Genomic DNA, 22,695 nt, shown 5'->3' with positions numbered 1-22,695 from the left:
GTTCCTCACTCCACCTCGACGGTCGCCTCGTCGAACGCCCCCCGGAACTCGGCGTCGGTGAGCCGTCGCGGGTGGTCCGGGTAGGCGGGAAGCACCCAGTCCGCCCCGACCGCCTCGCGGTACTCCCGGTAGGCGTCGTAGGTGGTCCCGTCGATGGTCACCCGCTCAGTGCCTCGCGACCCGCCGAACACCGCCCAGTCGGTCTCCTTCTCGTGGTTGAACCACAGCGCCATCCCGACGCCTCGCTCTCGGAAGTACGCGAACACGTCGCGTATCCACTCGCCCTTCTTCGCCGGGTCGTGCCCGCTCTCGACCTCCGACGAACAGCCGTACTCCGAGACGAGGACGGGCTTGTCGCTGACGCCGGCGAGTTCGTCGAGCGTCCGGCCGTACACCCGCTCCGGTGACTTCCAGCCACCCCAGTTCGACCAGTTGTAGCCGTGGACGCCACACCAGTCGACGTAGTCGTCGCCGGGGTAGAACGCCGAGAGCGGCGACGAGGTGCGACCGGTGTGGTTGACGGCCCAGACCCACTGGACGTGGCGCTCGGTGAGGTCGCGGGCCATGACGACGTCGTGGACGTGCCGGTACATCGCCGCGTAGTCCGCCGCGGTCGTCCCGCCAGCGGAGTCGTCCCACGGGACCCAGTCGCCGTTCATCTCCGGGGCGAAGTTGAGGTAGAGTCGGCGTTCCGGTCCGTCGTGAGGGCGGAGCCACCGTTCGAGCACGTCAGCCCAGCGGTCGAGCAGTCGGTCGTGGTCCCCAGCGGCGATGTCCTGTGGAATCGTCTCCGGCGTCCCCTCGCGTCCGTCGACGTACGGTTGCCAGATGACGTGCGGGACGTTCCCGTGTTCCCAGATGGAGGTCAACACGGACTCGGCGAAACCGAGCAGGTCCTCGCGGGACGCCCCCACGTCGACGTACACCGCGACGACCGCGTTCTGTCCCCCCTGCCAGCGTTCGAGGGCCGACAGCGCCGAGACGTTCAGCGTCTGTGGACTCGTTCCGAGCAGGAGGTCACCGTCCCGTGGTTCGAACGACCGTGGCGGTGTCTCCGTCGGTTGCCTCTCCTCGGTCGTCGACTGTTCCGTCGCCTCCGTCGCCTCCGTCGCCGACGGCGTCGTGGACGGACCCGTCGTGTTCCCTCCCTCGTCCTCGTCTCGCGGCCGCGACAGCGCGTCGCCGAGGTGGGCACCGCCCACCAGCACGCCGAGCACGCCGCCCCCGAGACTGAGGAACGTCCGCCTATCCATACTGTTCGGTCCGACGTGTAGGGGGATTGTTATGGCCGAGATAGCCCGGAGTATTCGACCGATAACCGTCCACAGGGCTCGTTATTCCGAGGATATCCGCAGAGCAGGGTGGAGTAACCTCGGGCTGATTACCATACATCATCAGGCGAGAAATAAAAACTGAGCGTAACAAAGCCGCTGACTATCGAGACTCTCACTAGATGTGGGGATTCCATCAGCGTGCAGTCGACCGTCTCCCGACGGTTCCCGGTGTCGTCACCGAACAGCAGCCGTCGAAGCGGACGCGCTCGGTCGCCACCGGGCGTGCCGGACCTCGCCGTGGGGAGAACGGCGGGCGCCTCCGCGGGGGTGACGGATGACCGGTGAACGAGTGCGTGAGTACGCCAGGCCGGGCGTCGTATCGGGAGTAGCTCTGGTGCTGAGCTCGGCTCTCGTCGGCGGGTACCTCCTCCCGTCGTGGCTACTGCTGAGCTGTGGTGCGATCACGCTCGTCGTCGGCGCGGTGCTGCTCGCCTCCCGGCGGTGGGGCCCGACGTTCGACCGCGTGTTCGGCCTCCGCGTACCGCTGTGGCTCTGTGGGGCGGGCGGCATCGTGGTCGTCCTCTCGACGGTGCTGCACGACGCGCACGCGTTGACGGTCGACAGCGCGTTCTGGGTCGTCGTCGTCGGCGTCTCGGCGTCGACGGTGCTGACGACGCTCGCCTTCCAGCGAGCGGCCGCCTCGGGCACGGGTCCGCGGCTCCCGCTGTGGGTCGGCGTCGTGAGTATCGCCGCCGTCGGCGTGGTCGCGTGGCTGACGAGTTCGACCGGAGCGGTGTTCGCCGCCGTCTTCTTCGCCTCGTTCGCGACGTTCTTCCTCTACCTCTGGTTCGTCGTGCCCCTCGCCGTCTACCAGCACCGGTCTGAGCAGGCGACGCTCGGCCCGACCGAGTCGCTGCCAACCGTCTCGGTCCTCGTCCCGGCCTACAACGAGGAGGGGTACGTGGGACGCTGTATCGACCACCTGCTGGACTCCGACTACCCGGCGGAGAAGTTCGAGGTGCTGGTCGTCGACGACGGGAGCACCGACGGGACGTTCGAGGAGGCACGCGCCTACGCGGGCGGCCAGGTCACCGTCCACAGCACGGTCAACGAGGGGAAGCACGCGGCGCTGAACTACGGCCTCGAACGCACCGACGGCGACATCGTCGTCGTGGTGGACGCCGACAGCTTCGTCCAGGAGGACGCGCTCTCGTCGGCCGTCGCGACGTTCCAGGACGAGGAGGTCGGGGGGGTCGCGAGCGACGTTCGGGTCGTCAACCGCCGGAACGGCGTCAGCCGCATCCAGACGCTGGAGTACATCCTCGGCATCAACACGTTCCGTCGCGCGTTCGACTTCTTCGGAGCCATCCCGGTCGTTCCGGGCTGTCTCGGCGCGTTCCGTCGCGAGGCCCTCGTCGAGGCTGGCGGGTACGACGGGGACACGCTCACCGAGGACTTCGACCTCACCATCAAGGTGTTGCGGGCTGGCTGGACGGTCAAACACACGACGGCGAAGGTGTGGACCGAAGCGCCGTACTCGTGGCGCGACCTCTACCGCCAGCGCCTCCGCTGGAACCGCGGCAACCTGGAGGTGCTCTGGAAACACCGCGACGTGTTCGTCTCTGACGACACTCGCTACCTCCACCGGTTCGTCTTCCCGTTCTACGTGTTGACGATGCTGCTCGCCCCGCTCGTCGGCGTCCTGATGCTCGTCGCGGTCACGGTCGGCCTGCTGAGCGGGAACGGGAGCGAGATCGCCGGGATGCTCGCGTTCTTCGCGTTCGTCGGCAGCCTGGTGACGGTGCTGGCGCTCCGCCTCGAAGGCGAGAGCCTCCGCCTCGTCCCGTACGCCCTCCCGCTGGTCGTCGCCTACCCGCTGTTCCAGGCGGTGGTCATCGCGATGAGCGCCGTCTACACGCTCTCTGACACCGACCGGGACTGGGCGAGCGTGAAGCGCATGGCACAGGACCAGACCGCCGACCGCGCCTGAGTCCCGTACCCGACGACGCTGGCCCGATTCGCACCGTCGCTGACTCCGCCGCTTCTCACCGTTCAGTCCTCGCGCTACTCGTCTCCGCCCGCGCCGGTCGCGGTTTCACCCTCCACCGCTTCTCCGTCGGTCTCGTCACGCTGGCCCTCCTCGTTCTCGTTCGGGTGGTCGTTCGAGCGGACGTCCCCCGCGAGGAACGCTCGCAACGCGTCGGTGAAGAAGTCGGGTGCGTCGAGGTTCGACACGTGGCCCGCCTCCGGAACTACTCGAACGCGGACGTCCGGGAGTTCCTCGCCCAGTCGCTCGGCGTGCTGCCGGACGGTCGCCGTCTCGTTCTCGCCGTACAGGACTAGCGTCGGTACGGTGATGGCACGGAGGTCGACGACGGCCTCGTCGAACGACGCGACGGCGCGGACGACCTTCGCGAACTCGTCGGCCGTCATCGTCGGTCCCTCGTCACGGAGTCGCCGGACGTTCTCGTAGTCGCCGCTGACGCCCCGCTGGAACCGTTCCTGGAGCCACACCATCGCCCGCTCGACGCGCTCGTAGCCCAGCAGCCGGACCGGCGGGACGGTGGCCCGCAACGCGACGGACCGCTGGAGCCAGTCGCCACGGGAGAGCACCTCGGGCGTGAACGTGTCCGCGAGGACGAGGCCCGATAGCGCCTCGGGGTATCGCGTCGCGTACGCCTGGGCGATACAGCCGCCCATCGAGAGCCCACAGACGACGGGTCGGTCGAGTCCCAGCCCGTCGACGAGCGCCGCCAGGTCGTCGGCGAACAGGTCGATGGAGTACGAGTTTCGAGGGGAGCCACCGGTCCGACCGTGTCCCCGGACGTCGTACGCGACGGTCGTGTACTCGTCGCTCAGCGCGTCGAGTTGCGGTGCCCACTGACGGGCGTCGACGATCGCCCCGTGGACGAAGACGACGGCGGGGCCGCTCCCCCGTCGCTCGTAGTACGTCTCGACGCCATTCGTCCGTATCGTCGCCATCCGAAGGAGTAGGTCTCCGACGGGGATAACCCTCTTCGGTAGTGTTGTGTGGTGTCTCCGGGGGTCGCGGGGTCTTCGGTGGACCAGCGGAGCGAGGTGGCGCATCAGCCGCTCCCGGACCCGGAGCCGCGGGCGAGCGCGTCCGCTCACGGCTTCGGGTCGGGGTCGATTCGGGGTCGAGAAGAGAGACTGGCTATCGCAGCGAGGGTCGACCGCGGCTGCTCACTCGTACACTTCCCAGCCGTCGTCGGTCTGTCGGGCCGTCCCGTCGGCGACGTGCTGGCCGAGTTCGCCGACCGTCATGAAGCGGACGTCGCCGTAGCCCTTCACGTACTGGAGGAACTCGCGGAGCTGTTCGAGGCGCTCGGGCGTGTCGAAGTCCTGGTAGTGGAGCATCTGCACGTAGAGCCCCTCGTCCTCGATGGCCCAGTCGAAGCGCTGTTCGAGCGTCGCGGGGTCGTGGAACTCCCCGGTCGTCCAGTTGGCGACGAACCCGCCGTCGTTGGGGACGTGGACGAGGCCGCCCTGCTGGAACACCTCCGAGGTGCCGTAGTAGTCGGCGGTGAACCAGCCTGCGCCGGAGACGGTGGTGTAACCTTCCGCGCTGAGGGCGTCGACCGTCGCCTCGTCGTAGGAGTCCATCGGCGGGACGAACGTCGTCGGCCGCTCGCCGACGCAGTCGGTCAGCGTCCGCGTGCCGTCCTCGACGAACTCGCGCTGCGTCGTCGGGTCGAGGCCGCCGAACTCGCTCCCGCCGTGGAAGTCGGTACGTTTCTCGTGCGTGTAGCCGTGGAGCGAGAACTCGAAGATGTCGGGGTTCTCGCGCGCTCGCTCGCGGAGGTACGTGCAGACGTCGCTCTCGGTGATGCTGTGTTCGCCGTTCACCTGCGGGATGACCCCGAGGGTGACGGGGACGCCCTCGTCGACGAACGTCTGGTCGACGGCGCGCATCGTCTCGCTCCGGTAGTACGGCTGGATGTCGTCGTTCCGGAAGACGACGATACCGTCGTACTCGGTCCAGGTCTTCGGCTCCTCGGCGGTCGTCGCGGGCGACTCGGTCGCCGCGCCGCCGTCGGTCCCGTCGCCCGCGGCCCCGCCGCCGGACCGAGACCCGTCGGTCGTCGGTGCGGTGGTCGTCACGTCACCGACCACCCCGCCACCGGTCGGGCCGCTGGCGTCGCCCACGCCCCCGCCGTCGGCCCCACCGGGCATCACCAGGACGCCGGTGGCGAACCCGGCGAGCGCGAGGACGAGGACGCTGCCGACCAGCGTCCACGCAACCGCCCGACTCGTCGACCAGTTCCCCCAGCTGGGGCTGGTGTCGTCGCTCCCCCCACGAGATGACCGCTCGCGTTGCATACGGTATGGATGAATCTACTGACAGATTGTTAATCTCTCTTTTTAGATAGTCACGGTAGAGAGGTACATCGTTTCCTGCTCGGCGGCGGCCCGTGGAGCAATCGTCCCCCGTAGCGTCGTGGAGTCGGCGTCGGTAGCGGAGCGGTTACCCGTACCGGGGTCGGAGACGGCGCTCTCCGGCGGGCTGAACCGACGGTTATCGACTCGCTTCTCGGCCGAACGGGCCACGGCGGGAGTCGAGACGTGGCCATCCGACCTCAGCGGACGCTCCCGCCGCCCAGCACGTTCCGCGTTCGCGGCAGGACGCCCAGCAGGGGGAGCGGGTCGGAGAGCGACAGGAACTCCTCGCGGGTCGTGAAGAAGGAAGCAAGGAAGGGGAAGAGCGCCGAGTAGCGCCCCTCCCGGAAGTTCTCCCGGAGCCAGAGCAGGTCCGTGTAGAACAGCTTTCGCTGGCGGACGTCGGTGCGATAGCCGACGTCTGGCGGTATCTCGGGCGTCTCGCCGCGGAGTTGCTGGAGGTGGTACCACGGCACGTCGACGCCGCTGTTGATGGTCAGCGCGAGCGACCCCCAGTACCGTCCGTTCACTTCGAGGAGGTAGAAGTCCCCGTCGGCCGTCTTCATCCACTCGACGTGGAGCGGTCCCGTCCAGCCGAGCATCTCGACGACGCGCTCCGTGTAGCGTCGCATCCGCGGTTCCCAGGTCCCGCGCCGGACCGCGCCGATGCCGCCGGAGGGCGGGTAGACGCGGTACTTCTCGTGCTGGAAGTGGGTGAGGAGGTCGCCGTCGTGGGCCAGTCCGACCGTCGCCATCGTCTCCACGCCGTCGACGTACTCCTGAACGAGCGGCGGGTGGGCCTCGAACGCCTCGCTGTCGCCGACGAGGTGGCGGTACCGCTCGACAAGGTCCTCGTCGACCCCGACGTAGTTCGACCCCGAGAGCCGACTGGAGTGTCCCCGGTCGCCCGTGTGGGTCGTCGTCCGTCGGGGTTTGACGACGACCGCCGTCGTTCGCTCCTCGGCGACTCGGTCGACGTCGTCGACCGAGTCGGGTGCCCACGTCGCCGGTGTCGGCACGTCGACGTCCTCGGCGGCCTCGAACAGTCGGCCCTTGTCGTTCGCGTCGAGGTGCGTCTCCCAGTCTTCGACGCCGATGGGCGTCCCCGTCTCCGACAGTCGTGCCTTGTGACGGGCCAGCACCGTCGTCACGAGGTCGGTCACTGCGAACACGCCGTCGTAGTCGTGGCGCTGGAGGTGGTCGTACAGGTCGTCGACGAACGCGGCCTGGTCCGCGCGTTCGTTCGGGTGGACGTACGACGCGTCGGTGAACTTCGAGAGCATCCCCGGGAGGTATCGCGTGTTCCCTCCCGCAGTGACGCTCACACCCTTCTTGGCGAGCGTCCTGCTCAGCGCGAGCGAGTTCTGTGCCTGACTGTCCAGCACGAGTACGGAGGACTGTGGCGGTGTTCCCATCTGGCGAAGGGGTTGCCCCCACCGCTGGAAAAAGGCGACCGGTGGTTGCACCCCGCAGTCGTCAGTTTCGCCGTCCGAAACGCCGTCGTACACCGGTCCCGGTCGGTGACGCTCCCGCGACGCTCACCGTCGGGCGACGACGTGGTAGACGCCCGCCCGATTGTAGTCCGGCGGACCGAACCGGGTGAGGGCGAACCCGCTGTCTTCGAGGAACGACTCGACCGCGTCGGCCGACGTTTCGTACCGCGCGGACTTCTCGACGTGGAGTTCGGCGTAGATGCGTTCGACGCCGTCGAGGACGTTCCCCAGCCCCCGGAGCACGTCGAGTTCCGCGCCCTGTACGTCCAGCTTTAGCACGTCGGGCGGTGGCGTTCCCGACCCGACGAGCGTGTCGCCGCGGCGGCCGGGAACACTGACGCTCGTCCTGTCGGTCGCTCCCGTCCTGGTCGGCTCACTCGGTGCGAGGTAGTGGTGGCCGCTCCCCGGTTCGACGGGGCCGCGCCGGAGCGTGACCGTCCCGTCGCGGTCGGTCAGCGCGGCGGCTTCGACCGTCCAGCGCGTCTCGGGTGCGTTCGCGTCGAGGTTCGCGACCAGTCGCGCCCGGTTCGTCGGTTCCGGCTCGAACGCGACGACGTGGCCGTTCGCGAGGCGGTCGGCCGCGAGGCAAGCGTACGTCCCCACGCAGGCACCCACGTCCCAGACGGTCTCCGTGCCGTCGAGGCCCGCGACGAACGCCTCGACGACCTCCCGTTCGCCCAGCAGCGTCGCCGCCCGGAGGTACTCGGTCTTCGTCGTCGTCCTGAAGGTGGCCGTCGCGTCGCCGACGCTGGTGTGGTGCCGCCAGCGCCCGGCGGCCAGTTTCGCCTGCCAGTAGAGCCACGACACCACGGCGTCGACGCCGAGGCGGCGACTCGCGTGCCAGAGGCGTTCGGTCGCCTGCATCAGTCGGACTCGCTCGACGCCCGCCCCTGCGACCCGCCGTTCGTCACCGACCCGAGTCGGCCAGCGAGGCTGTAGGCGGACTTCGCGAGCGCCATGCCCGGCCCGCTGGACTCGACCCGGTAGTAGGGTACCAGTCGCCCGCCGAACTTCGACTTGTACTCGCAGAGCCGCGCCGTGTTCGCGCCGAAGAGGTCGTACTGCTCGACCGTGTCGTGGTCGACGAGGTCCTGCAGTATCTCCCAGTGGAGGAGGCTGTTCGTCGTCGCGCCGTCGTAGGTGTGGCGGACGCCGCCCTGCCAGAAGTACGCGGTGTCGTCGCCGTAGAGGGCGACGATTCCGCCCAGGTACTCGTCGTCCGGACCGCGGGCGACGTAGACCTGCGCCCGGTCGCGGAGTTCGACGACCAGGTCCCTGACGAACCGCCACGGCAGGGAGTACTCCCGCCCCTGTTCGGCGTACCGCTCGACGCAGTCCTCGTAGACGCAGCGCGCGCCGTTGACGCCCTCGGTCTGGACGGTGATGGGCTTCTCCGCGGCGTCGTCTATCTCGCGTCGCAGGCTCCGACTGAACCCGCTTCGCACCTCGTCGGTCGTGACTCCGTCGAGGTCGAGGCGGTAGGTGAACTGCGTCGCCACGTCGAACCCGTGCCACCGGAACGGTCGCGGGTCGGCGTGTTCGGGGAGGCAGACGACGCGCAGCAGCGAGAACGGGGCGTCGTCGTCGAGTCCGTCGACGACCGCCTCTGTGAACGTCCGGTTGAGTCGCTCGCGCTTGCGCTGTTTGGGACTCGCCGGGAGCAGCATCGGTCCCTGGTGCGGGATGCCGAGGCCGGGCGGCGGGGACACCGCGACCGACCCGACTGGGTGCTCGCGCCGGTAGACGGGGAGCATCCCCACCAGCCGGTCTCCCTTGTGGCCGACGAACAGTCGCAGGTCACCGTCTACGTGGCGGTCGACGACGCGGAGCGTCTCGGGCCGGTGGAAGACGCTGACGCCCCCGTCCGGGACCTCCTCCTCCCACTCGTCGACCGAGATGGTGCTGACGTCCATAGCTGTCAACAGAGTGTCCCAACGGTCGCATTGTAGTGGTGAGGCTACAGCCAGAAATCGGGGGCTACGGTCGGCAGCGCGTCGAGAAACTGGTCCGACACCGTTTCACGACTGCAGGGACGGGGAGGGGCCGTCCTCGGTCGTCGTCAGTCGCTCCAGCGTCTCCGCATCCTCCTGCAGGTACTCGTACAGGTCCCCCGGCGGACCGACCCACGCGCCCATCTCCAGGGCGCGTTCGACCAGTGCGCGGTAGAGTCGGCCGTAGTACGGGAACGCCGTCTCGCTGAAACAGCGCTGGTGCCAGTCGACGGTCATCACCGCGCCGTTGTCGCGGGCCTCCGCCAGCAGGCGTTCGCACTCCCGCCAGGCGCGTTCGGGGTTGTTCGAGACGTCCGGCAGCGCGATGTCCATCAGCGTCAGCGGGAAGACGAGGAAGTCGTCGAACGGTCGACGGACGCCGTAGCCGTGGTCGAACCCGTACGACTGGCTGGCACCGAGCGTCGTGTCGTAGCCGAGGCCGACGTCGGCGTGACGGTGCCACGTCTCCGGGACGTCGAGGTTGAGGTAGTGCTGGCGACCGCCCCGTATCTCGTGGTCGACGACCGACTCCACGACCCCCTTCTCGTAGCGCAGGCGGTCGGTGTCCCGGTAGGAGTCGTACGAGCCGTGGAGCCCGACCTCCCAGCCGCCGGCGTCGAGCTGGCGGACGGTGTCGGCGACGGCAGGTGATTGAACGTCGTAGCGCCCGCGGTAGAGCAGCCAGTTGCGCGGCTTCACCCACTCGCGGGGCGGGAGCTCCGCGAACAGGTCCTTCTCGACGAGGACGTTGAACGACGACCGGACGCCGAGCGACGCTTCGAGGTCCACGATGGTGTCGAACTGCCAGTAGCTCTCGCGTTGCGGGTGGAGGGTGCGGAGCCGGGACGGGTCGCGATTCCGGAGGGCGTAGTAGAGGCCGCGGTAGCCCTCGGTGAGCCGGTCGACGTCGTGGGTGAGACAGAGCGCGAACGTGTAGTCGTCCAGGTCGTCGAGACCGCTCGGCTCGCCCAGATTCTGCTCGCCGTCACCTCGGTTCGGGGCGTCCGTCACGACCGACACCCCTCGTCGACGACCAGACTCACCATGTGTTCGGTCACGTCGACCTTCTCGGCGAGCAGTCTCGTCCGTCGGCGCTGCCACCTCGCTCGCGTCTCCGGGTCGTCGAGGAACCGATCGACCGTGTCGAGTGCGTCGTCCTCGTCGGCCGTCGAGTAGAGCAGGCCGTACCGGTTCTGGAGTTCGCGGAAGTTGCTCATGTCGTCGGCGCTCCCGGCGTACGAACTCGCCCGCACCGCTGGCGTGCCGAGCAGGGCGGCCTCGGTGGCGACGGTCCCCGAGTCGCCGACGTAGAGGTCCGCCCCCGCGAGGAGGTGGTGGAGGGCGTCGGGCGGGACGGGGAGACGGTGCCGACGGAACGCCGGCGGCAGCGGCGACTCGCTGGTGACGTACACCTCACCGTGTTCGCGGAGGCGGCCGACGAGCGTCCGCTTGGCCTCCGGCGAGAGGCCGTGGTGGGCGACGTCGTGGTGGGCCCCCCACGAGACGAACCGGACGACGGAGTACGGTTCGTTCGGGTCGACCCCGTAGGCCTCCAGGTCCACCTCGTCCGGGTCGAACCGGTTGGGGTGGAGGTACGCGAGTTCGTGGTAGCCGTCGTAGCGGACCTGCTTCTCGCCGAGCGAGCGGCCGAACCCCGACGGCGTGCAGACGACGTCCGCGAACGGGTGGGTGAGCCATCCGGCGACACGCGACGCCTCGCTATCGTTGTAGACGACGCTCCGGCAGTCGAGCACCGAGGAGACGTGCGCCACCGCCGGGTTCAGGACGCCGACGACCACGTCGGGGTCGAACCGGCGCGCGACGCCGAGCAGGCGGCGTTCTCGCGTCAGCCACTCGCGGGCGATGCCGAGCGCGCCGTCCCCCATCGTCGAGAGCGGTCGGTGGTCGATGCCGTAGGCGTGGAGCAGTTCCTGCGTGCACTCCTTGTCCCGCGAGGTGACGAGCGTCCGGTGGCCTCGCGCCTCGAGTGCGTCGATAGCGTGACGGAACAGGTGGACGTGCGCCGGGTGCCCCACGTCGAACAGGACCCGAACCGGGTCGGTCCCCCGTCGGCGACCTGCCTCTCGTCTGTGTGCGGTCGTGGACGCGGACGCCCGTCGCCGGTCCGGCGACGGCGCATCGTCCATGGTCGCCGGGCCGCGCCGTGCCCGGAACGACTCACGCATTGATGGTCACCTCCAGGTTCCGGTTCGCCCGCTTGTCGAGTTCCATCGCCAGACCGACCAGCACGAGGCCGACGACGCTCAACAGCAGCGACGTGGCCTGCCACGGGACGGTTGCGAGGACGAACAGGAGGCTCTGGAGCACCAGTAGTCCACCCAGTCCGTAGCAGACGACGAGCGGGTGGAACTGGTCCTGGACGTACTTGACGCGCAGGCGCCAGACGAAGTTGCGGAACAGCATCCACGAGACGCGAACGATGTACTGCGGGTAGGTGATGCTGCTCTCCTCGTCGCCGTACACCGCGGGCACCGGGACGTCGGCGACTCGCATCCCGTGGACGTTCAGCTTCACGAGCAGGTCGTTGCAGTAGCCGTAATACTCGTACATCGAGTCGACGTCGACCGTCTCCAGCGCGGGCAGCGAGATGGCGGTGTAGCCGTTCTGCGGGTCCGAGAGCCGCCAGTAGCCGCTCGTGATACGGGTGAGCCCCGACAGCAGCTGGTTGCCGAACAGACGCCAGCGCGACATCCCCTCGCTGTGACCCGACGAGTAGAGCCGGTTCGCCTTCGTGTACTCGGCGTAGCCGCTGACGATGGGGTTGACGAGGTCCGTCAGGTAGTCCGGGTCCATCTGACCGTCGCCGCCCATCACGACGGTGACGTCCATCCGGTCTGCGAGCGCGCGTTTGTAGCCCGTCTTGATGGCCCCGCCGACCCCGCGGTTCTCCTCGTGACGAATCGGGACGACGCGCCCGACGTCCGGCGGCGTCGACTCGTCGGTCCGACCGACCGTTATCGCCTCCGGGTCGGCGTAGTCGGTGACGACCGACCAGGTGTCGTCGGTCGAGCGGTCGTCGACGACGTAGATCCGGTCGACGAACGGCGGCATCGTCTCGACGACGCCCCCGACGAACTGCTCCTCGTTGTACGCCGGGACGACGACGCCGATGGACTTCTCGTACAGCGTCATCGCCCCTCGCCGTCCCGAAGCGGAACCCGACGGACGGTGGCGGGGTGGAGCTGTGGCTCGATTCGGTCCTCGAACGCGGTGTGAGTTGGATTCGGCATCATGAGTGTCGGAGTGGTTCGACCCCCGACCACGCCCTCGGCGGCGCATCGGTCGGTCGACCGGGACGGCTGTGTCGGCCGTCGATATGACGGTTCGGTGGTAAGTAATGTGGAGCGTGCATCGGCTCCGCGCTGGTCGGTCGACTGCCACAGTCGGACCCGCTCGACTGCCGTGGGAGAGCGTGTCCGGGGTGTTGCGGGTGACCGGAGTCGGTCGGTCCGTTTCCGGCACTTCGAGGGTCGAGAGGCCTGGCCCCGCTGGTGAAATCCGACCGTACTCCGCGTCACTGCTCGATTTACTACGTACTCCGTCGCCCACCCACGACGTGTTTCGGCTGACGGGTTCGAGGGCAACCGGTCCGAACGGCCGCGAGAAGGCCGAACTGGGCGAGTCGCATCGACGGTGCCGACGGTAGTCTCGTCACACGCACGCGCTCCCCGTCCGGACGTAGCGGTCGCGGTGAAGGGTCGCCCCCACGGACAGTCCGGGCTTCCGAGTAAATGTCGGGAACCTGTCAACACGTGGCTAACAAAGCCCCGTCCGACCGCTCGTCGGGACAGCTACGAGGCGATTCAGACATGCACGAAACGATGACTGGACCAGAGAGACGTAGTCGGTGTCGAATCCCGGTTGCCGCGAGGGCCGGCGCATGAGCGATGGACGACGCGAGGGGGAGGAGGGCGTGCCGTCGCGGGCCTTCGTCCTCGGCCTCGACGGCGTGCCGTGGTACCTCGTCGAACGGTGGACCGACGCGGGAGAGCTTCCGAACTTCCAGCGTCTCGTCGACGAGGGGGCGTCGGGAGCGCTGGAGAGTTCGAAACCGGCGAACACGCCCGTCGCGTGGCCGTCCATCGCCACCGGAACCTCGCCGGACAGTCACGGACTCTACGAGTTCTACAAACTCCGGTCGAACCACTCGAAGCGAGCGTACAACCGGACCGACCTCGTGGGGCCGGCGCTCTGGGACGTCCTCTCGCCGGCCGTCGTCGGGAACGTCCCGATGACGTACCCGCCGGGGGACGTCGACGGGACGATGGTCTCCGGGATGATGACGCCGAGCGTCGACGAGACGTTCACGCACCCGCCCGAGTTCCGGGAGACGCTCCTCGACCGCATCGAGGACTACCGCATCGAACTGAACTGGACCGAGTACGCCGACGCGGACGAGCGACTCCGCGAGGACCTCGACTCGCTCGTCCGGACGCGCCGCGAACTGATGCGACTGCTGATGGAGCGGGAGGACTGGCGACTCTTCTTCTTCGTCTACACCGAACCCGACCGCCTCCAGCACCGCGTCTGGGACGACGAGGCGTTGCTGGAGCACTACCGCTACCTCGACGACGTCCTGGGCGAGGTGATGGCGTACTGCGAGGAGCGCGACAGCACCCTGTTCGTCGTCTCCGACCACGGCTTCGGCCCGGTGTCGAAGACGGTGTTCGTCAATCGGGTGCTGGCCGACGCGGGCCTCCTCACGAAACGGTCCCAATCCAGCAGTCAGTCGCTGCTCTCGTCGTTCGGCATCACGCGCGAACGGGTGCTCGACACCGCGTCGTCGACCGGACTCGACGTCCACGCACTGGCGAAGAGACTCCCGCGCGGCGTGGTCGACTCGGTGGCGAAGCAGATGCCGGGGAGCCACGGCCTCTACGACGTCGACTACGGCGAGACGAAGGCGTTCCTCCACGGCCTCGGGAGCGTCTACGTCAACGACACCCGCCGGTTCGACGACGGCATCGTCCCGCCCGCGGAGGTGGAGGCGGTGAAGGAGTCGGTGAAGACGCTCCTCGCCGACCTCACCGCACCGGGGTCCGACGACCCGGTGCTCGACGTCTACGACGGCGCGGAGGTGTTCCCCGACGACCCGGACTCCCCGGACCTCACCGTCCAGCCCCGCGGCGAGTACACGGTGAGCACGCGCCTCGCCGACGGCGTGTTCGGCGACTCGACGAAGGTGGTCGCGAACCACCGCCCCGAGGGTCTGTTCATGGCCTGGGGACCGCACGTCGAGGCCGGGAGCACGCCGCGGGACGCGTCGGTGGTCGACGTCGCTCCCACCCTGTTGCACAGCGTCGGCGAGGCGATTCCCGAGCGGACCGACGGCCGCGTCCTCTCGGAGCTGTTCGCCCCCGAGACCCCACCGGCCGAGCGGTCACCGCGCGTCCGCGACGAGACCGACCGGCAAGCCGTCGCCGCGGGGGACGACGCGGACGACGCGCACGAGACCGACTCCGACGAGTTCGACGACGTCGAGGAGCGCCTCCGCGGCCTCGGCTACGTCGACTGACGCCACCACCTAGTTATGACGACACACGCTACTTCCATCCGACACGGACTGACGAACTGGACGACCGACCGCGACACGGCGCTGCTGGCGAAACTCGCCCTTGCCCTGGGCTTCTTCGTCCTCGCCGGTGGCATCCTGGCGGCGTATCGCCACCCCGCCGAAGGCTCCGAACTCTCCATCTACGCGGCGACGCCGCTCGCGTTCTGGGCGGCGCTGGCGTTCTCGTTACTCGTCGCGCTGGTCCTCTCGTTGCTCCCAACCGTTCCGTCGTGGATACGGGCGACTGCGCTCGGACTCGGCGTGGTGAGCGGGGCGGCGCTCGTCGGCCTCCCGCTCGTCCGGGGGTACTACTTCTTCGGCGCGGGCGACTCGCTCACCCACCTCGGCTGGGTGAAGGACATGGTCGCGGGCCGACTCGACCCGCTCGGGTTCATGTACCCCGCGACCCACCTGCTCGCGGTGTTCCTCGGCGAGGCCGCCGGCATCTCGGCCCGGCGGGCCATCCTGCTGATGGTGTTCGCCTACGCGCTGGTGCCGTTCGTCTTCGTCCCCCTCTGCATGCGCCAGTTCACCGACCTGCGCTGGGCTGTCCCGGTCGGCCTGTTCAGCGCGCTGCTGTTACTCCCCATCAACAACGTCAGCGTCCACCTGATGGCCCACCCGACGACGCAGGCCATCCTGTTCGCCCCGTTCGTCCTGTACCTGCTGTTCCGGTACCTCCGGCTCCCCGTCGCCGACCGACCGCTGTGGGGGCGGGCGAGCGCGTGGGGGGTGCCGCTGGTGCTCGCCACCACCTCGTTCCTGTTCGTCCACCCGCAGCAGGCCGTCAGCCTGCTGCTGGTGTTCCTCACCGTCGCGTTCGTCACGGCCGTCCTCCGGCGGGTCGACCACGAGCGCGGGTTCCACGTCAACCCGCCGTACGCACAGACGCTCCTGTTCGGGGCGCTCGTGCTGTTCTGGCTGCCGCGCCACGTCCGGGCGACGGGCGCGGTGGAGGCCGTCGTCGGGCAGGTCCTGTCCGGAGAGGGCGACGCCGGCGGCACCGTCACCCACCAGAGCACCTCGCTCGCGCAGGTCGGCGGCAGCATCGAGGAGCTGTTCCTGAAGCTGTTCCTCGTGACGTTCGTCTACGTCGTGCTGGCCGCCGCCCTCGCGCTCGTCAGCTTCCGCGGCTGGCGCTCGACCGACAGCGCCGGCGAGTCGTTCGTCCAGTACCTCACGCTCGCGGGCGTCCCGCTCGGCGCGCTGTTCCTCCTCTACTTCCTCTCGGGGGTGACCCGACAGCACTACCGCCAGATCGGGTTCATCGTCATGCTCGTCACCATCCTCGGGGCCGTCGCCATCGTGCGCGGCGCGTCGTACCTCTCGAACCGCTACTCGACGCGCACCGTCACCGCCGGTCTGGGCGTCGGTCTGGCTGTGGCGCTCGTCCTGTCGGCCGCCGTGCTCTACCCCTCGCCGTACATGTTCCAGCCGACCGAGGGGGTGAGCGAGGCCGAACTCGAGGGCTACGCGTACTCGTTCGACCACGGTGCCGACCACCCGTACCTCGGCGTTCGCGGCGGCCCCGACCGGGCCATCGACGCGCTGTACGGCACCGTCGGGCGGACGACGGGCGAGTCCCCGACGGTCGGCGAGGGGGTGACGCCGGACGTCTTCAACAGCGGTGCGTACGCGGCCTACTACCAGGAGGACCAGTACCTGGTCGTGACGACGGGCGACGTCCAGCGTGAACGCGACCTCTGGGGGGGACTGCGGTACACCGTCGACGGGTTCGAACGACTGGAGGAGCACCCCGGCGTGAACCGCGTCTACTCGAACGGCGACCTCGCGACGTACCTCGTCAGGGACCGGCCCGTCTCCGAGGCGTCCGACCGGGCGGAACGCCACCACCGGTCGGCAGGCGGTCGCTCCGTCGGCGTGCCGAGGGCCGCGATGCCATGACGAACGCGTCCCGGCGACGCCTGCTGCGTGCCGGGGGCGTCGCCGCCGTCTCCACCCTCGCCGGGTGTTCCGGGCTGTTCGACTCGACGCGAGAACGTGACCGCATCCGGGACGTCGACGTGACCGCGAACGTCTCCCAGCGCGTCGACGTCGAGGCCGTCCGAGAAGAGCGGGACGTGACCGCGATAGACGGCATCGTCCGCGACGCCGAGGACGGGACACTGCTGTACTTTCCCCCCGGTGAGTACGTCGTCGAGGGGTCGATTCTCCTGGAGGACGTCTCGGACCTCGCGCTCGTCGGGAACGACGCGACGCTGATTCCTGCCGACCCCGTCGAGGAGGACGAGGAGTACCTGCTCTCGCTCATCGGGAGCCAGCTACACGTCGAAGGGTTCACCGTCGACATCAGGGGCGACGGGTACGGCGGCCGCGTCCAGATACTCGGCGACGACGAGTTCGTCTGTCGGGACGTCGAGGTGGTCGGCGTCAACGCCGCGACGGGGCTGTTCGTCTTCGAGATGCGCAACCCCGAGGGCAGCGGCGTCGTCGAGCGACTGACCGCGAGGGACGGCAGTCCGGAGTCCGGCGGGATGCTCGTCGCGAAACGACACGCCGGGGAGCTGATCGTCCGGGACTGCCGGTTCGAGGGGTTCAAGGGGAACGGTCTGTACGGCTCGCCACCCAGCGTCCCCGGCGGCGGAGACGGCGTCGTCAAGGTCGAGGGCGGCGAGTTCCGGAACAACAACATCGCCAACGTCCGCCTCGGGAGCACCGGGAGCTACGTCCGGAACGCGACGGTGGTCGTCGACGACGACATCCCGCCCACCTCGGACGGCGTCGTCAACTCTCGGGGCGTCTGGCTCCACGGCGGCGGCGACATGCTCGTCGAGGACTGCACGATTCTCCTGGCTCCGCCGGCCAACGGCGACGGGGCTATCGTCCTGGGCGGCCACACCGGAGCGGCGACCGTCCGGGGGACCGACGTCAGGGTCGACGCGGACCTGCGAGCCATCGACGTCTCGCTCTCCGACGGGGTGGACGGCGACGCGACGTTCCGCTGCGAGGAGTGTGTCGTCGCCGGCGACGCGTCCGGTGACGTCGCCATCAGCGTCACGGACCGCGACGGCTCCCGGTTCAGCGGCGTGACCGTCACGCAGCGCGGCGAGGACCGGGACGGGTTCCTCTTCCGGCGGTCGAGGGACAACGCCGTCCGTGACGTGGACGTCGACGTCACCGGACAGCGGTTCGTGCTGGAAGAGGACTCGACGGTTCGGGGCGTCGGTTCGTCCGAGTGACCGCACCGACGGAGGGACCGTTCAGTTACCGTTCGAGACGGACACCCAGACGTACAGCGACTGGTCCGCGTTCGCCTGCTTCGGGTTCGACGGGGCCTCGCCGTCGTAGAGGAGGTAGGTCAGTCGCAGGTCGTCGCCGGTCATACTCGGCGTCACGCTGTGCTGACGCACCCACGGCCCGTCGTCGACGGTGTGTCGATAGCGGTCGAGTTCGGCGCGCTCGGTGACGCCACCGTTATCGTCCACTCGTTCGAGGACCACGACCACCTCGTAGCTCGTCTCGCCCGGGTCGGTGTCGGCGACCCGGAAGGTGAGTGCCTGGCTCTCCCCCGCGACGAACTCGGCGGGGTAGTCGTCGGCGACGAACTCCCCCTGCCCGTTCTCGGAGAGCAGTGAGAAGTCGGTGTAGCCGGCCCCGCTCTGGGGAGCCGTGATGGCGAGCGCGGAGACGACGACGACGGCGACGACGCCGAGCACGACGGCCACGTTGGAGAGCGTGTCCGCACGGGTCGTGCCGCGCAGCCCCCCGCCCACCTGCCGGAGCGTGTACTGCAGGGAGACGAGGTAGCGCCGCTCCTCGGGCATCTGGAGGCGTCGGATGGTCCCGAGCAGGAGCGGGAGCACGACGAGCAGCGTCGTCGCGTTGCCGACGGTCTGGGGGTCGTACCCCAGCGACAGCACCGAGAGGCCCATCCCCGCGAGGGGGACGACCGCGAGGCTCAGTCCGAACGAGAGGAGGAGTCGCTCGCCGAGCGCCGGGGCGTCGGGTAGTCGACCCTCGAACGTCGGCGATATCCACAGGCGGTCCTCGTGACCGTGTCGGGGGTGCGTGGGGAACAGCACCGTCGTCAGGGCGTACCCCGGAAGGAACAGCAACGCGACGAGGGTGACGGCGACGCGCAGTGGCCCACCGAGGCCGAACAGTCCGGTCGGTTCGACCGAGCGAATCGCCGCCTGCAGGACGACGAGGAAGAGGAGGATGGCGACCACGTCGACGAACTGGTCGACGGTCGAGAGGGCGACGTTCGTTCGGACGCTACGTTCGTTCTGTGTTTGTTTGTCTGCCACTGAAATCAACCCGTTCGGTCGAGTCCTCGACCGGATTACATGTTGTAATGCGTCGTGTTCAGACGGGGGACACCCAGTAGCCCAGCGTTTGCTAAGCTACGTGTCACGGAGTCGTGTCGAGATAGTCGCTCTCGCCCGGTTCGTACTGACCGGTCCGAAACGGGACGAATCGCGACCGCTGTACCTGTCGAACCTGTGCCATATCGGGAGGTGACACGACCGCCCACCAGAGTGTGTTAATTCGTCTCATACTCCCGTCTTCTAACTATGATAGAATTCGAACACTACAGCAGTGGACGTCCACCTAGCCGTTCTCGTCGGACGGATTCGCTGACAGGAGAACCACAGTACGGCGCGGGTGAATGACCTGTATGTTTTAACTACTCCTCTATTTCTAGAAATTATCCACTTTTTTAAGCTCAGCATAAACATTCGGAACCCATTTACCAGTGCCACCGTGTTGGAGAGATAGACAGACAGAATGGTGAGTAAACGACAGAAATGTGATGGTTCGGACTGGGACCTCATCAGCTACGTGATTAGTTCACGATATCGGATCGCAGTGCTGGGTCGCCTCGACGAGGGGCCACTCACGCCGACGCGGATAGCGGACCGGTCGGACTTCCGACTGGCGCACATCTCGCGTGCGATACAGCAACTGAGACGACGGCACCTCGTCGAACTGCTCGTCTCGGAGGAACAGCGGAAGGGTCGCGTCTACGGTATCACCGACAGAGGGACCCTGACGTGGTCGACGATTCAGTCGGAGAACCTCTGCTAGCGACCCGCTCCCCCTCGGTCTCACACCTGTCTGACCGACGATACCGTCGCCCGCCGTGACACTCCCCTCGGCGGACCGCTGTAGGCCGCTCCCCACGGCTCCTCGTGGGGGCCGCTGATCTGCCGGGAGTACGCGCGTCGGGTCCCGTTCGACTGACTGTAGGATAGACCGGACATTACAAAGCATCGTCCCTCTGTCAGGACGGACGACGATGAAGGTTCTGAGTCTCGTCACGACCGAGCGGGCGTCGTTCTACCAGAAGCAGGTGGAACTGCTCCGGCAGTCCGGTATCGAAGTCACCACGATCAGCCCACCGAACCCGACGGACGGCGGCACACGCTCGGTGACCGACTACCTGGGGCTGTACCCCGAACTGCTCCGGCGTTCGTTCGGGTCGTACGACCTCGTCCACGCGAACTACGGGCTGACCGCACCGCTCGCCCTCGCCCAGCCGAAGCTGCCGGTCGTCCTCTCGCTGTGGGGGTCCGACCTGCTGGGCAAGTACGGTTCAGTGAGTCGCTTCTGTGCCCGCTACTGCGACGCCGTCGTCGTGATGAGCGAGGAGATGGCCGACGCCCTCGACCAGGACTGCTTCGTGATTCCCCACGGCGTCGACCTGGACCAGTTCGCGCCACAGTCACAGCGCGAGGCGCAGGAGGTGGTCGGGTGGGACCCGAGAGCGTACCACGTGCTGTTCCCGTACAACCCGGACCGTCCGGTGAAGGACTACCCGCGGGCGGAGCGGGTCGTGGCCGCCGTCGACGACCGCTTCGAGCGGCCCGTCGTCCTCCACGCCGTCACCGGCGTCGACCACGAGGAGGTGCCGACGTACATGAACGCCGCCGACTCGCTGCTCGTCACCTCGACGAGCGAGGGCTCGCCCAACACCATCAAGGAGGCGCTGGCGTGCAACGTCCCCATCGTCTCGACGGACGTCGGCGACGTCGCCGAGCGACTGCGCGGCGTCACTCCTTCGGCGGTCTGTCGGACGGACGACGAACTGACGGACGAACTCGCGGCAGTTCTCGAGGCCGATACCAGGTCGAACGGTCGGGGTGCGGTCGAGGAGCTGAGCGCACAGCACGCCACCGACCAGCTCCGTTCTATCTTCGAGTCGACGGTCTCCGACCGGGCCACGCCCCAGGCCAACCCCTACACCGCGTAGCTGCCGTCCTCGACGCGGCGTCTTTCTGACGACGCTGTCTCCGCGGACGACGTCGACCACCCGCCGGAGCGGGTCAGCGACGCGTCGGTCACGGCGCTCAGGACAGGAGGGAGGTGTCGTCGGACTCCGACGGGATGTACCGACGGATGAGCGGAACGCGCAGGCCGACGTAGCGCTCGACGTACCTGACGACGACGCGGTCCTCTGACTGGAGGCCACCGGCCAGTGCCGCCACGACGATGGACGCGATGCCCACGGCGGCGAGGAACGGCACCAGCGTGAGCAGCGAGAGCGACACCCAGGGGTCGACTGCGAGTGCGACCGGCGGTCCGACCAGCGTGAGCGAGGCGAACGTCCGCACCGACCACCGCGAGAAGGGGTGGATACGGAACTGCCGCCAGAGGATGACGTTCGCCGCGACGTTCATCGCCGTATACGACGCCGCGGAGGCGACCGACGCGCCGACGAACCCGTACTGCGGGATGAGCACCAGGTTGGCGACGACGTTGATGGCGTACGCGACGCCGTTGATGAGCATGAGGTAGCCGGTGTCGCCGAGCGCCGAGATGGTCCGCAGGTTCTGGCCGAACAGCGCGTTCGAGAAGTAGCCGACCGTGAGGATGGTCAGCGCCGGTCCGGCGTCGCGGTAGCGCTCGCCGAAGAAGATGGCGAGCACGTCGCCCGAGTAGACGGCGAACGTCAGGAACGCCGGGAACGTGAGGAAGAAGGCCCACTTCGTCGTCACGGCGTAGATGGCCTCGACCTCCGAGCGCTCGTCCTGCGCGTCGAGGCGGGAGGCGACCGGGAGGTAGAGGAAGTTGAACGCGCCGAGCAGCGTGCCGAGACCGATGGCGATGGGGTAGGCGGCGTTGTACAGCGCCACCTCGCTGGAGGGGCGGAAGTAGCCGAGCATGACGGTGTCCGTCTGGGACAGCAGGATGGCGAGGAACCCCGAGACGACCAGCGGGAGCGAGAACCGGAGCAGTTCGCGCGGGCGGGTGACGAACGACCCCCGCAGCGGGAGCAGGCGGTTCAACAGCAGGTGGGAGACGACGAACGCCAGGCCGGCGGCGACGAGGTACGCGTACCCCGCCGCCACGGTCCCGTACCCCGCCCAGAGGAAGCCGACGAGCAGGGCGATACGCGAGAGCGGGTGGAGGACGTCCTGCACCACCGTGCGGTAGCGCGTGTTCTCGAACCCCTGCAACCCGCCGATGCCGACCCGGAGGCCGACGGTCAGCGGGATGCTGAGGAAGAACAGCTGGAGGAGCCAGACGGAGTCGGTCCCCCCGAGGTACTGCGTGAGCGTCCCCGCCGCCGCGAACAGCGCCCCGGCGACGACGACGGCGGCTCCGAGCGTGACGACGAAGCCGGTCACCCAGACGCCCCGTTTGGCGGGCGTGTCGTCGTACCGCGACATGAACCGGGGGATACCCTGGCTGAACCCCAGGACGGAGAGCGTCGTCGCCATGGTGAGGATAGCGAGGCCGATGCTCACCTCCCCGTAGGCGTCGAGCGAGAGCGACCGCCCGATGATGATGCGTTCGACCATCTTGGCGATGGCTCCGAGCACCGTCCCGACGACGACGAGCGAGGCGCTGGAGAGCAGCGACGACAGTTCGGCGTCCCGGTCGCTCATCGCTCCCTCCGAACTGGACGATTCCGGCTCATTCACACCCACACGCGGCGCGGTTCTCGACGGGGCGACTCTCGACGGAGCTGTTCTCGACCGGTCGTGTTCGCACGGGTC

General features: G+C 68.4%; 17 protein-coding genes. 6 read left to right on the top strand and 11 right to left on the bottom strand.

Annotated features, from left to right (window positions below):
• Nucleotides 1–5: 5 nt before the first annotated feature.
• Nucleotides 6–1,253 (bottom strand): glycoside hydrolase family 26 protein, encoded by a 1,248-nt coding sequence (locus MX571_RS16790; protein WP_247418852.1) that lies wholly within the window; start codon nt 1,251–1,253, stop codon nt 6–8.
• 415 nt (nt 1,254–1,668) lie between these two features.
• Between MX571_RS16790 and MX571_RS16785 the strand changes: the two genes are divergently transcribed.
• Nucleotides 1,669–3,264, top strand: a complete 1,596-nt coding sequence (locus tag MX571_RS16785) for a glycosyltransferase family 2 protein (protein ID WP_247418851.1) — start codon at nt 1,669–1,671, stop codon at nt 3,262–3,264.
• A gap of 74 nt (nt 3,265–3,338) precedes the next feature.
• Here MX571_RS16785 and MX571_RS16780 read toward each other — a convergent pair whose 3' ends face one another.
• From MX571_RS16780 to MX571_RS16745, 8 genes are all read right to left on the bottom strand, one after another.
• Nucleotides 3,339–4,256: an alpha/beta fold hydrolase gene (locus tag MX571_RS16780; protein ID WP_247418849.1), complete on the bottom strand. Its 918-nt coding sequence runs from the start codon at nt 4,254–4,256 to the stop codon at nt 3,339–3,341.
• A gap of 222 nt (nt 4,257–4,478) precedes the next feature.
• Nucleotides 4,479–5,615 carry a DUF2334 domain-containing protein gene (locus MX571_RS16775; protein ID WP_247418847.1) on the bottom strand — a complete coding sequence of 379 codons (1,137 nt, stop codon included), beginning with the start codon at nt 5,613–5,615 and terminating at the stop codon, nt 4,479–4,481.
• Between the two features lie 257 nt (nt 5,616–5,872).
• Complete coding sequence (locus MX571_RS16770) at nt 5,873–7,087, bottom strand: carboxylate--amine ligase (RefSeq protein WP_247418845.1); 1,215 nt, start codon at nt 7,085–7,087, stop codon at nt 5,873–5,875.
• Nucleotides 7,088–7,210: 123 nt separating this feature from the next.
• Entirely contained in the window at nt 7,211–8,029 is an 819-nt protein-coding gene (locus tag MX571_RS16765) for an FkbM family methyltransferase (RefSeq protein WP_247418843.1), read from the bottom strand.
• On the bottom strand, nt 8,029–9,078 hold the full coding sequence (locus tag MX571_RS16760; RefSeq protein WP_247418841.1) for a GNAT family N-acetyltransferase: 1,050 nt from the start codon (nt 9,076–9,078) through the stop codon (nt 8,029–8,031). Before MX571_RS16760 ends, MX571_RS16765 begins: the two co-directional genes overlap by 1 nt.
• Nucleotides 9,079–9,183: 105 nt before the next feature.
• Complete coding sequence (locus tag MX571_RS16755) at nt 9,184–10,167, bottom strand: polysaccharide deacetylase family protein (RefSeq protein ID WP_247418832.1); 984 nt, start codon at nt 10,165–10,167, stop codon at nt 9,184–9,186.
• Nucleotides 10,164–11,342 (bottom strand): DUF354 domain-containing protein, encoded by a 1,179-nt coding sequence (locus MX571_RS16750; RefSeq protein WP_247418830.1) that lies wholly within the window; start codon nt 11,340–11,342, stop codon nt 10,164–10,166. The genes MX571_RS16755 and MX571_RS16750 overlap by 4 nt, the downstream gene beginning before the upstream one ends.
• Nucleotides 11,335–12,309, bottom strand: coding sequence for a glycosyltransferase family 2 protein (locus tag MX571_RS16745; protein ID WP_379750436.1), 975 nt, complete (start codon nt 12,307–12,309; stop codon nt 11,335–11,337). The genes MX571_RS16750 and MX571_RS16745 overlap by 8 nt, the downstream gene beginning before the upstream one ends.
• 748 nt (nt 12,310–13,057) lie before the next feature.
• Between MX571_RS16745 and MX571_RS16740 the strand changes: the two genes are divergently transcribed.
• From MX571_RS16740 to MX571_RS16730, 3 genes are read left to right on the top strand one after another with little or no spacing between them, the layout of a single operon-like run.
• Nucleotides 13,058–14,692 carry an alkaline phosphatase family protein gene (locus MX571_RS16740; RefSeq protein ID WP_247418828.1) on the top strand — a complete coding sequence of 545 codons (1,635 nt, stop codon included), beginning with the start codon at nt 13,058–13,060 and terminating at the stop codon, nt 14,690–14,692.
• 15 nt (nt 14,693–14,707) lie between these two features.
• Nucleotides 14,708–16,636, top strand: a complete 1,929-nt coding sequence (locus tag MX571_RS16735; protein WP_247418826.1) for a hypothetical protein — start codon at nt 14,708–14,710, stop codon at nt 16,634–16,636.
• The gene (locus tag MX571_RS16730) at nt 16,633–17,931 is read left to right on the top strand and encodes a hypothetical protein (RefSeq protein ID WP_247418824.1); all 1,299 of its coding nucleotides are present in this window, start codon (nt 16,633–16,635) and stop codon (nt 17,929–17,931) included. Before MX571_RS16735 ends, MX571_RS16730 begins: the two co-directional genes overlap by 4 nt.
• Nucleotides 17,932–17,952: 21 nt before the next feature.
• Here the strand turns inward: MX571_RS16730 and MX571_RS16725 are convergent, their stop codons facing one another.
• The gene (locus MX571_RS16725; RefSeq protein ID WP_247418823.1) at nt 17,953–18,999 is read right to left on the bottom strand and encodes a DUF1616 domain-containing protein; all 1,047 of its coding nucleotides are present in this window, start codon (nt 18,997–18,999) and stop codon (nt 17,953–17,955) included.
• A 481-nt stretch (nt 19,000–19,480) separates the two neighbouring features.
• On the opposite strand from MX571_RS16725, the gene MX571_RS16720 reads away from it, so the two are divergent.
• Nucleotides 19,481–19,780, top strand: a complete 300-nt coding sequence (locus MX571_RS16720) for a winged helix-turn-helix domain-containing protein (RefSeq protein WP_247418821.1) — start codon at nt 19,481–19,483, stop codon at nt 19,778–19,780.
• Between the two features lie 211 nt (nt 19,781–19,991).
• Nucleotides 19,992–20,945 carry a glycosyltransferase gene (locus MX571_RS16715; RefSeq protein WP_247418820.1) on the top strand — a complete coding sequence of 318 codons (954 nt, stop codon included), beginning with the start codon at nt 19,992–19,994 and terminating at the stop codon, nt 20,943–20,945.
• A gap of 97 nt (nt 20,946–21,042) precedes the next feature.
• Here the strand turns inward: MX571_RS16715 and MX571_RS16710 are convergent, their stop codons facing one another.
• A complete protein-coding gene (locus MX571_RS16710) occupies nt 21,043–22,584 on the bottom strand; it encodes a flippase (protein ID WP_247418819.1) in 1,542 nt (513 codons plus the stop codon).
• Nucleotides 22,585–22,695 lie beyond the last annotated feature (111 nt).

This window comes from Halomarina salina, from assembly GCF_023074835.1.
Taxonomy (GTDB): Archaea; Halobacteriota; Halobacteria; order Halobacteriales; family Haloarculaceae; genus Halomarina; species Halomarina salina.
This window is presented reverse-complemented; position numbering and strand designations above follow the sequence as displayed.

Excerpts from the sequence above, each read along its gene's own strand:
- MX571_RS16735 (WP_247418826.1), top strand. The coding sequence starts at position 14,708 with ATGACGACACACGCTACTTCCATCCGACACGGACTGACGAACTGGACG.
- MX571_RS16780 (WP_247418849.1), bottom strand. The coding sequence starts at position 4,256 with ATGGCGACGATACGGACGAATGGCGTCGAGACGTACTACGAGCGACGG.
- MX571_RS16715 (WP_247418820.1), top strand. The coding sequence starts at position 19,992 with ATGAAGGTTCTGAGTCTCGTCACGACCGAGCGGGCGTCGTTCTACCAG.
- MX571_RS16750 (WP_247418830.1), bottom strand. The coding sequence starts at position 11,342 with ATGCGTGAGTCGTTCCGGGCACGGCGCGGCCCGGCGACCATGGACGAT.
- MX571_RS16740 (WP_247418828.1), top strand. The coding sequence starts at position 13,058 with ATGAGCGATGGACGACGCGAGGGGGAGGAGGGCGTGCCGTCGCGGGCC.
- MX571_RS16720 (WP_247418821.1), top strand. The coding sequence starts at position 19,481 with ATGGTGAGTAAACGACAGAAATGTGATGGTTCGGACTGGGACCTCATC.
- MX571_RS16770 (WP_247418845.1), bottom strand. The coding sequence starts at position 7,087 with ATGGGAACACCGCCACAGTCCTCCGTACTCGTGCTGGACAGTCAGGCA.
- MX571_RS16710 (WP_247418819.1), bottom strand. The coding sequence starts at position 22,584 with ATGAGCGACCGGGACGCCGAACTGTCGTCGCTGCTCTCCAGCGCCTCG.
- MX571_RS16730 (WP_247418824.1), top strand. The coding sequence starts at position 16,633 with ATGACGAACGCGTCCCGGCGACGCCTGCTGCGTGCCGGGGGCGTCGCC.
- MX571_RS16775 (WP_247418847.1), bottom strand. The coding sequence starts at position 5,615 with ATGCAACGCGAGCGGTCATCTCGTGGGGGGAGCGACGACACCAGCCCC.
- MX571_RS16790 (WP_247418852.1), bottom strand. The coding sequence starts at position 1,253 with ATGGATAGGCGGACGTTCCTCAGTCTCGGGGGCGGCGTGCTCGGCGTG.
- MX571_RS16760 (WP_247418841.1), bottom strand. The coding sequence starts at position 9,078 with ATGGACGTCAGCACCATCTCGGTCGACGAGTGGGAGGAGGAGGTCCCG.
- MX571_RS16765 (WP_247418843.1), bottom strand. The coding sequence starts at position 8,029 with ATGCAGGCGACCGAACGCCTCTGGCACGCGAGTCGCCGCCTCGGCGTC.
- MX571_RS16745 (WP_379750436.1), bottom strand. The coding sequence starts at position 12,309 with ATGACGCTGTACGAGAAGTCCATCGGCGTCGTCGTCCCGGCGTACAAC.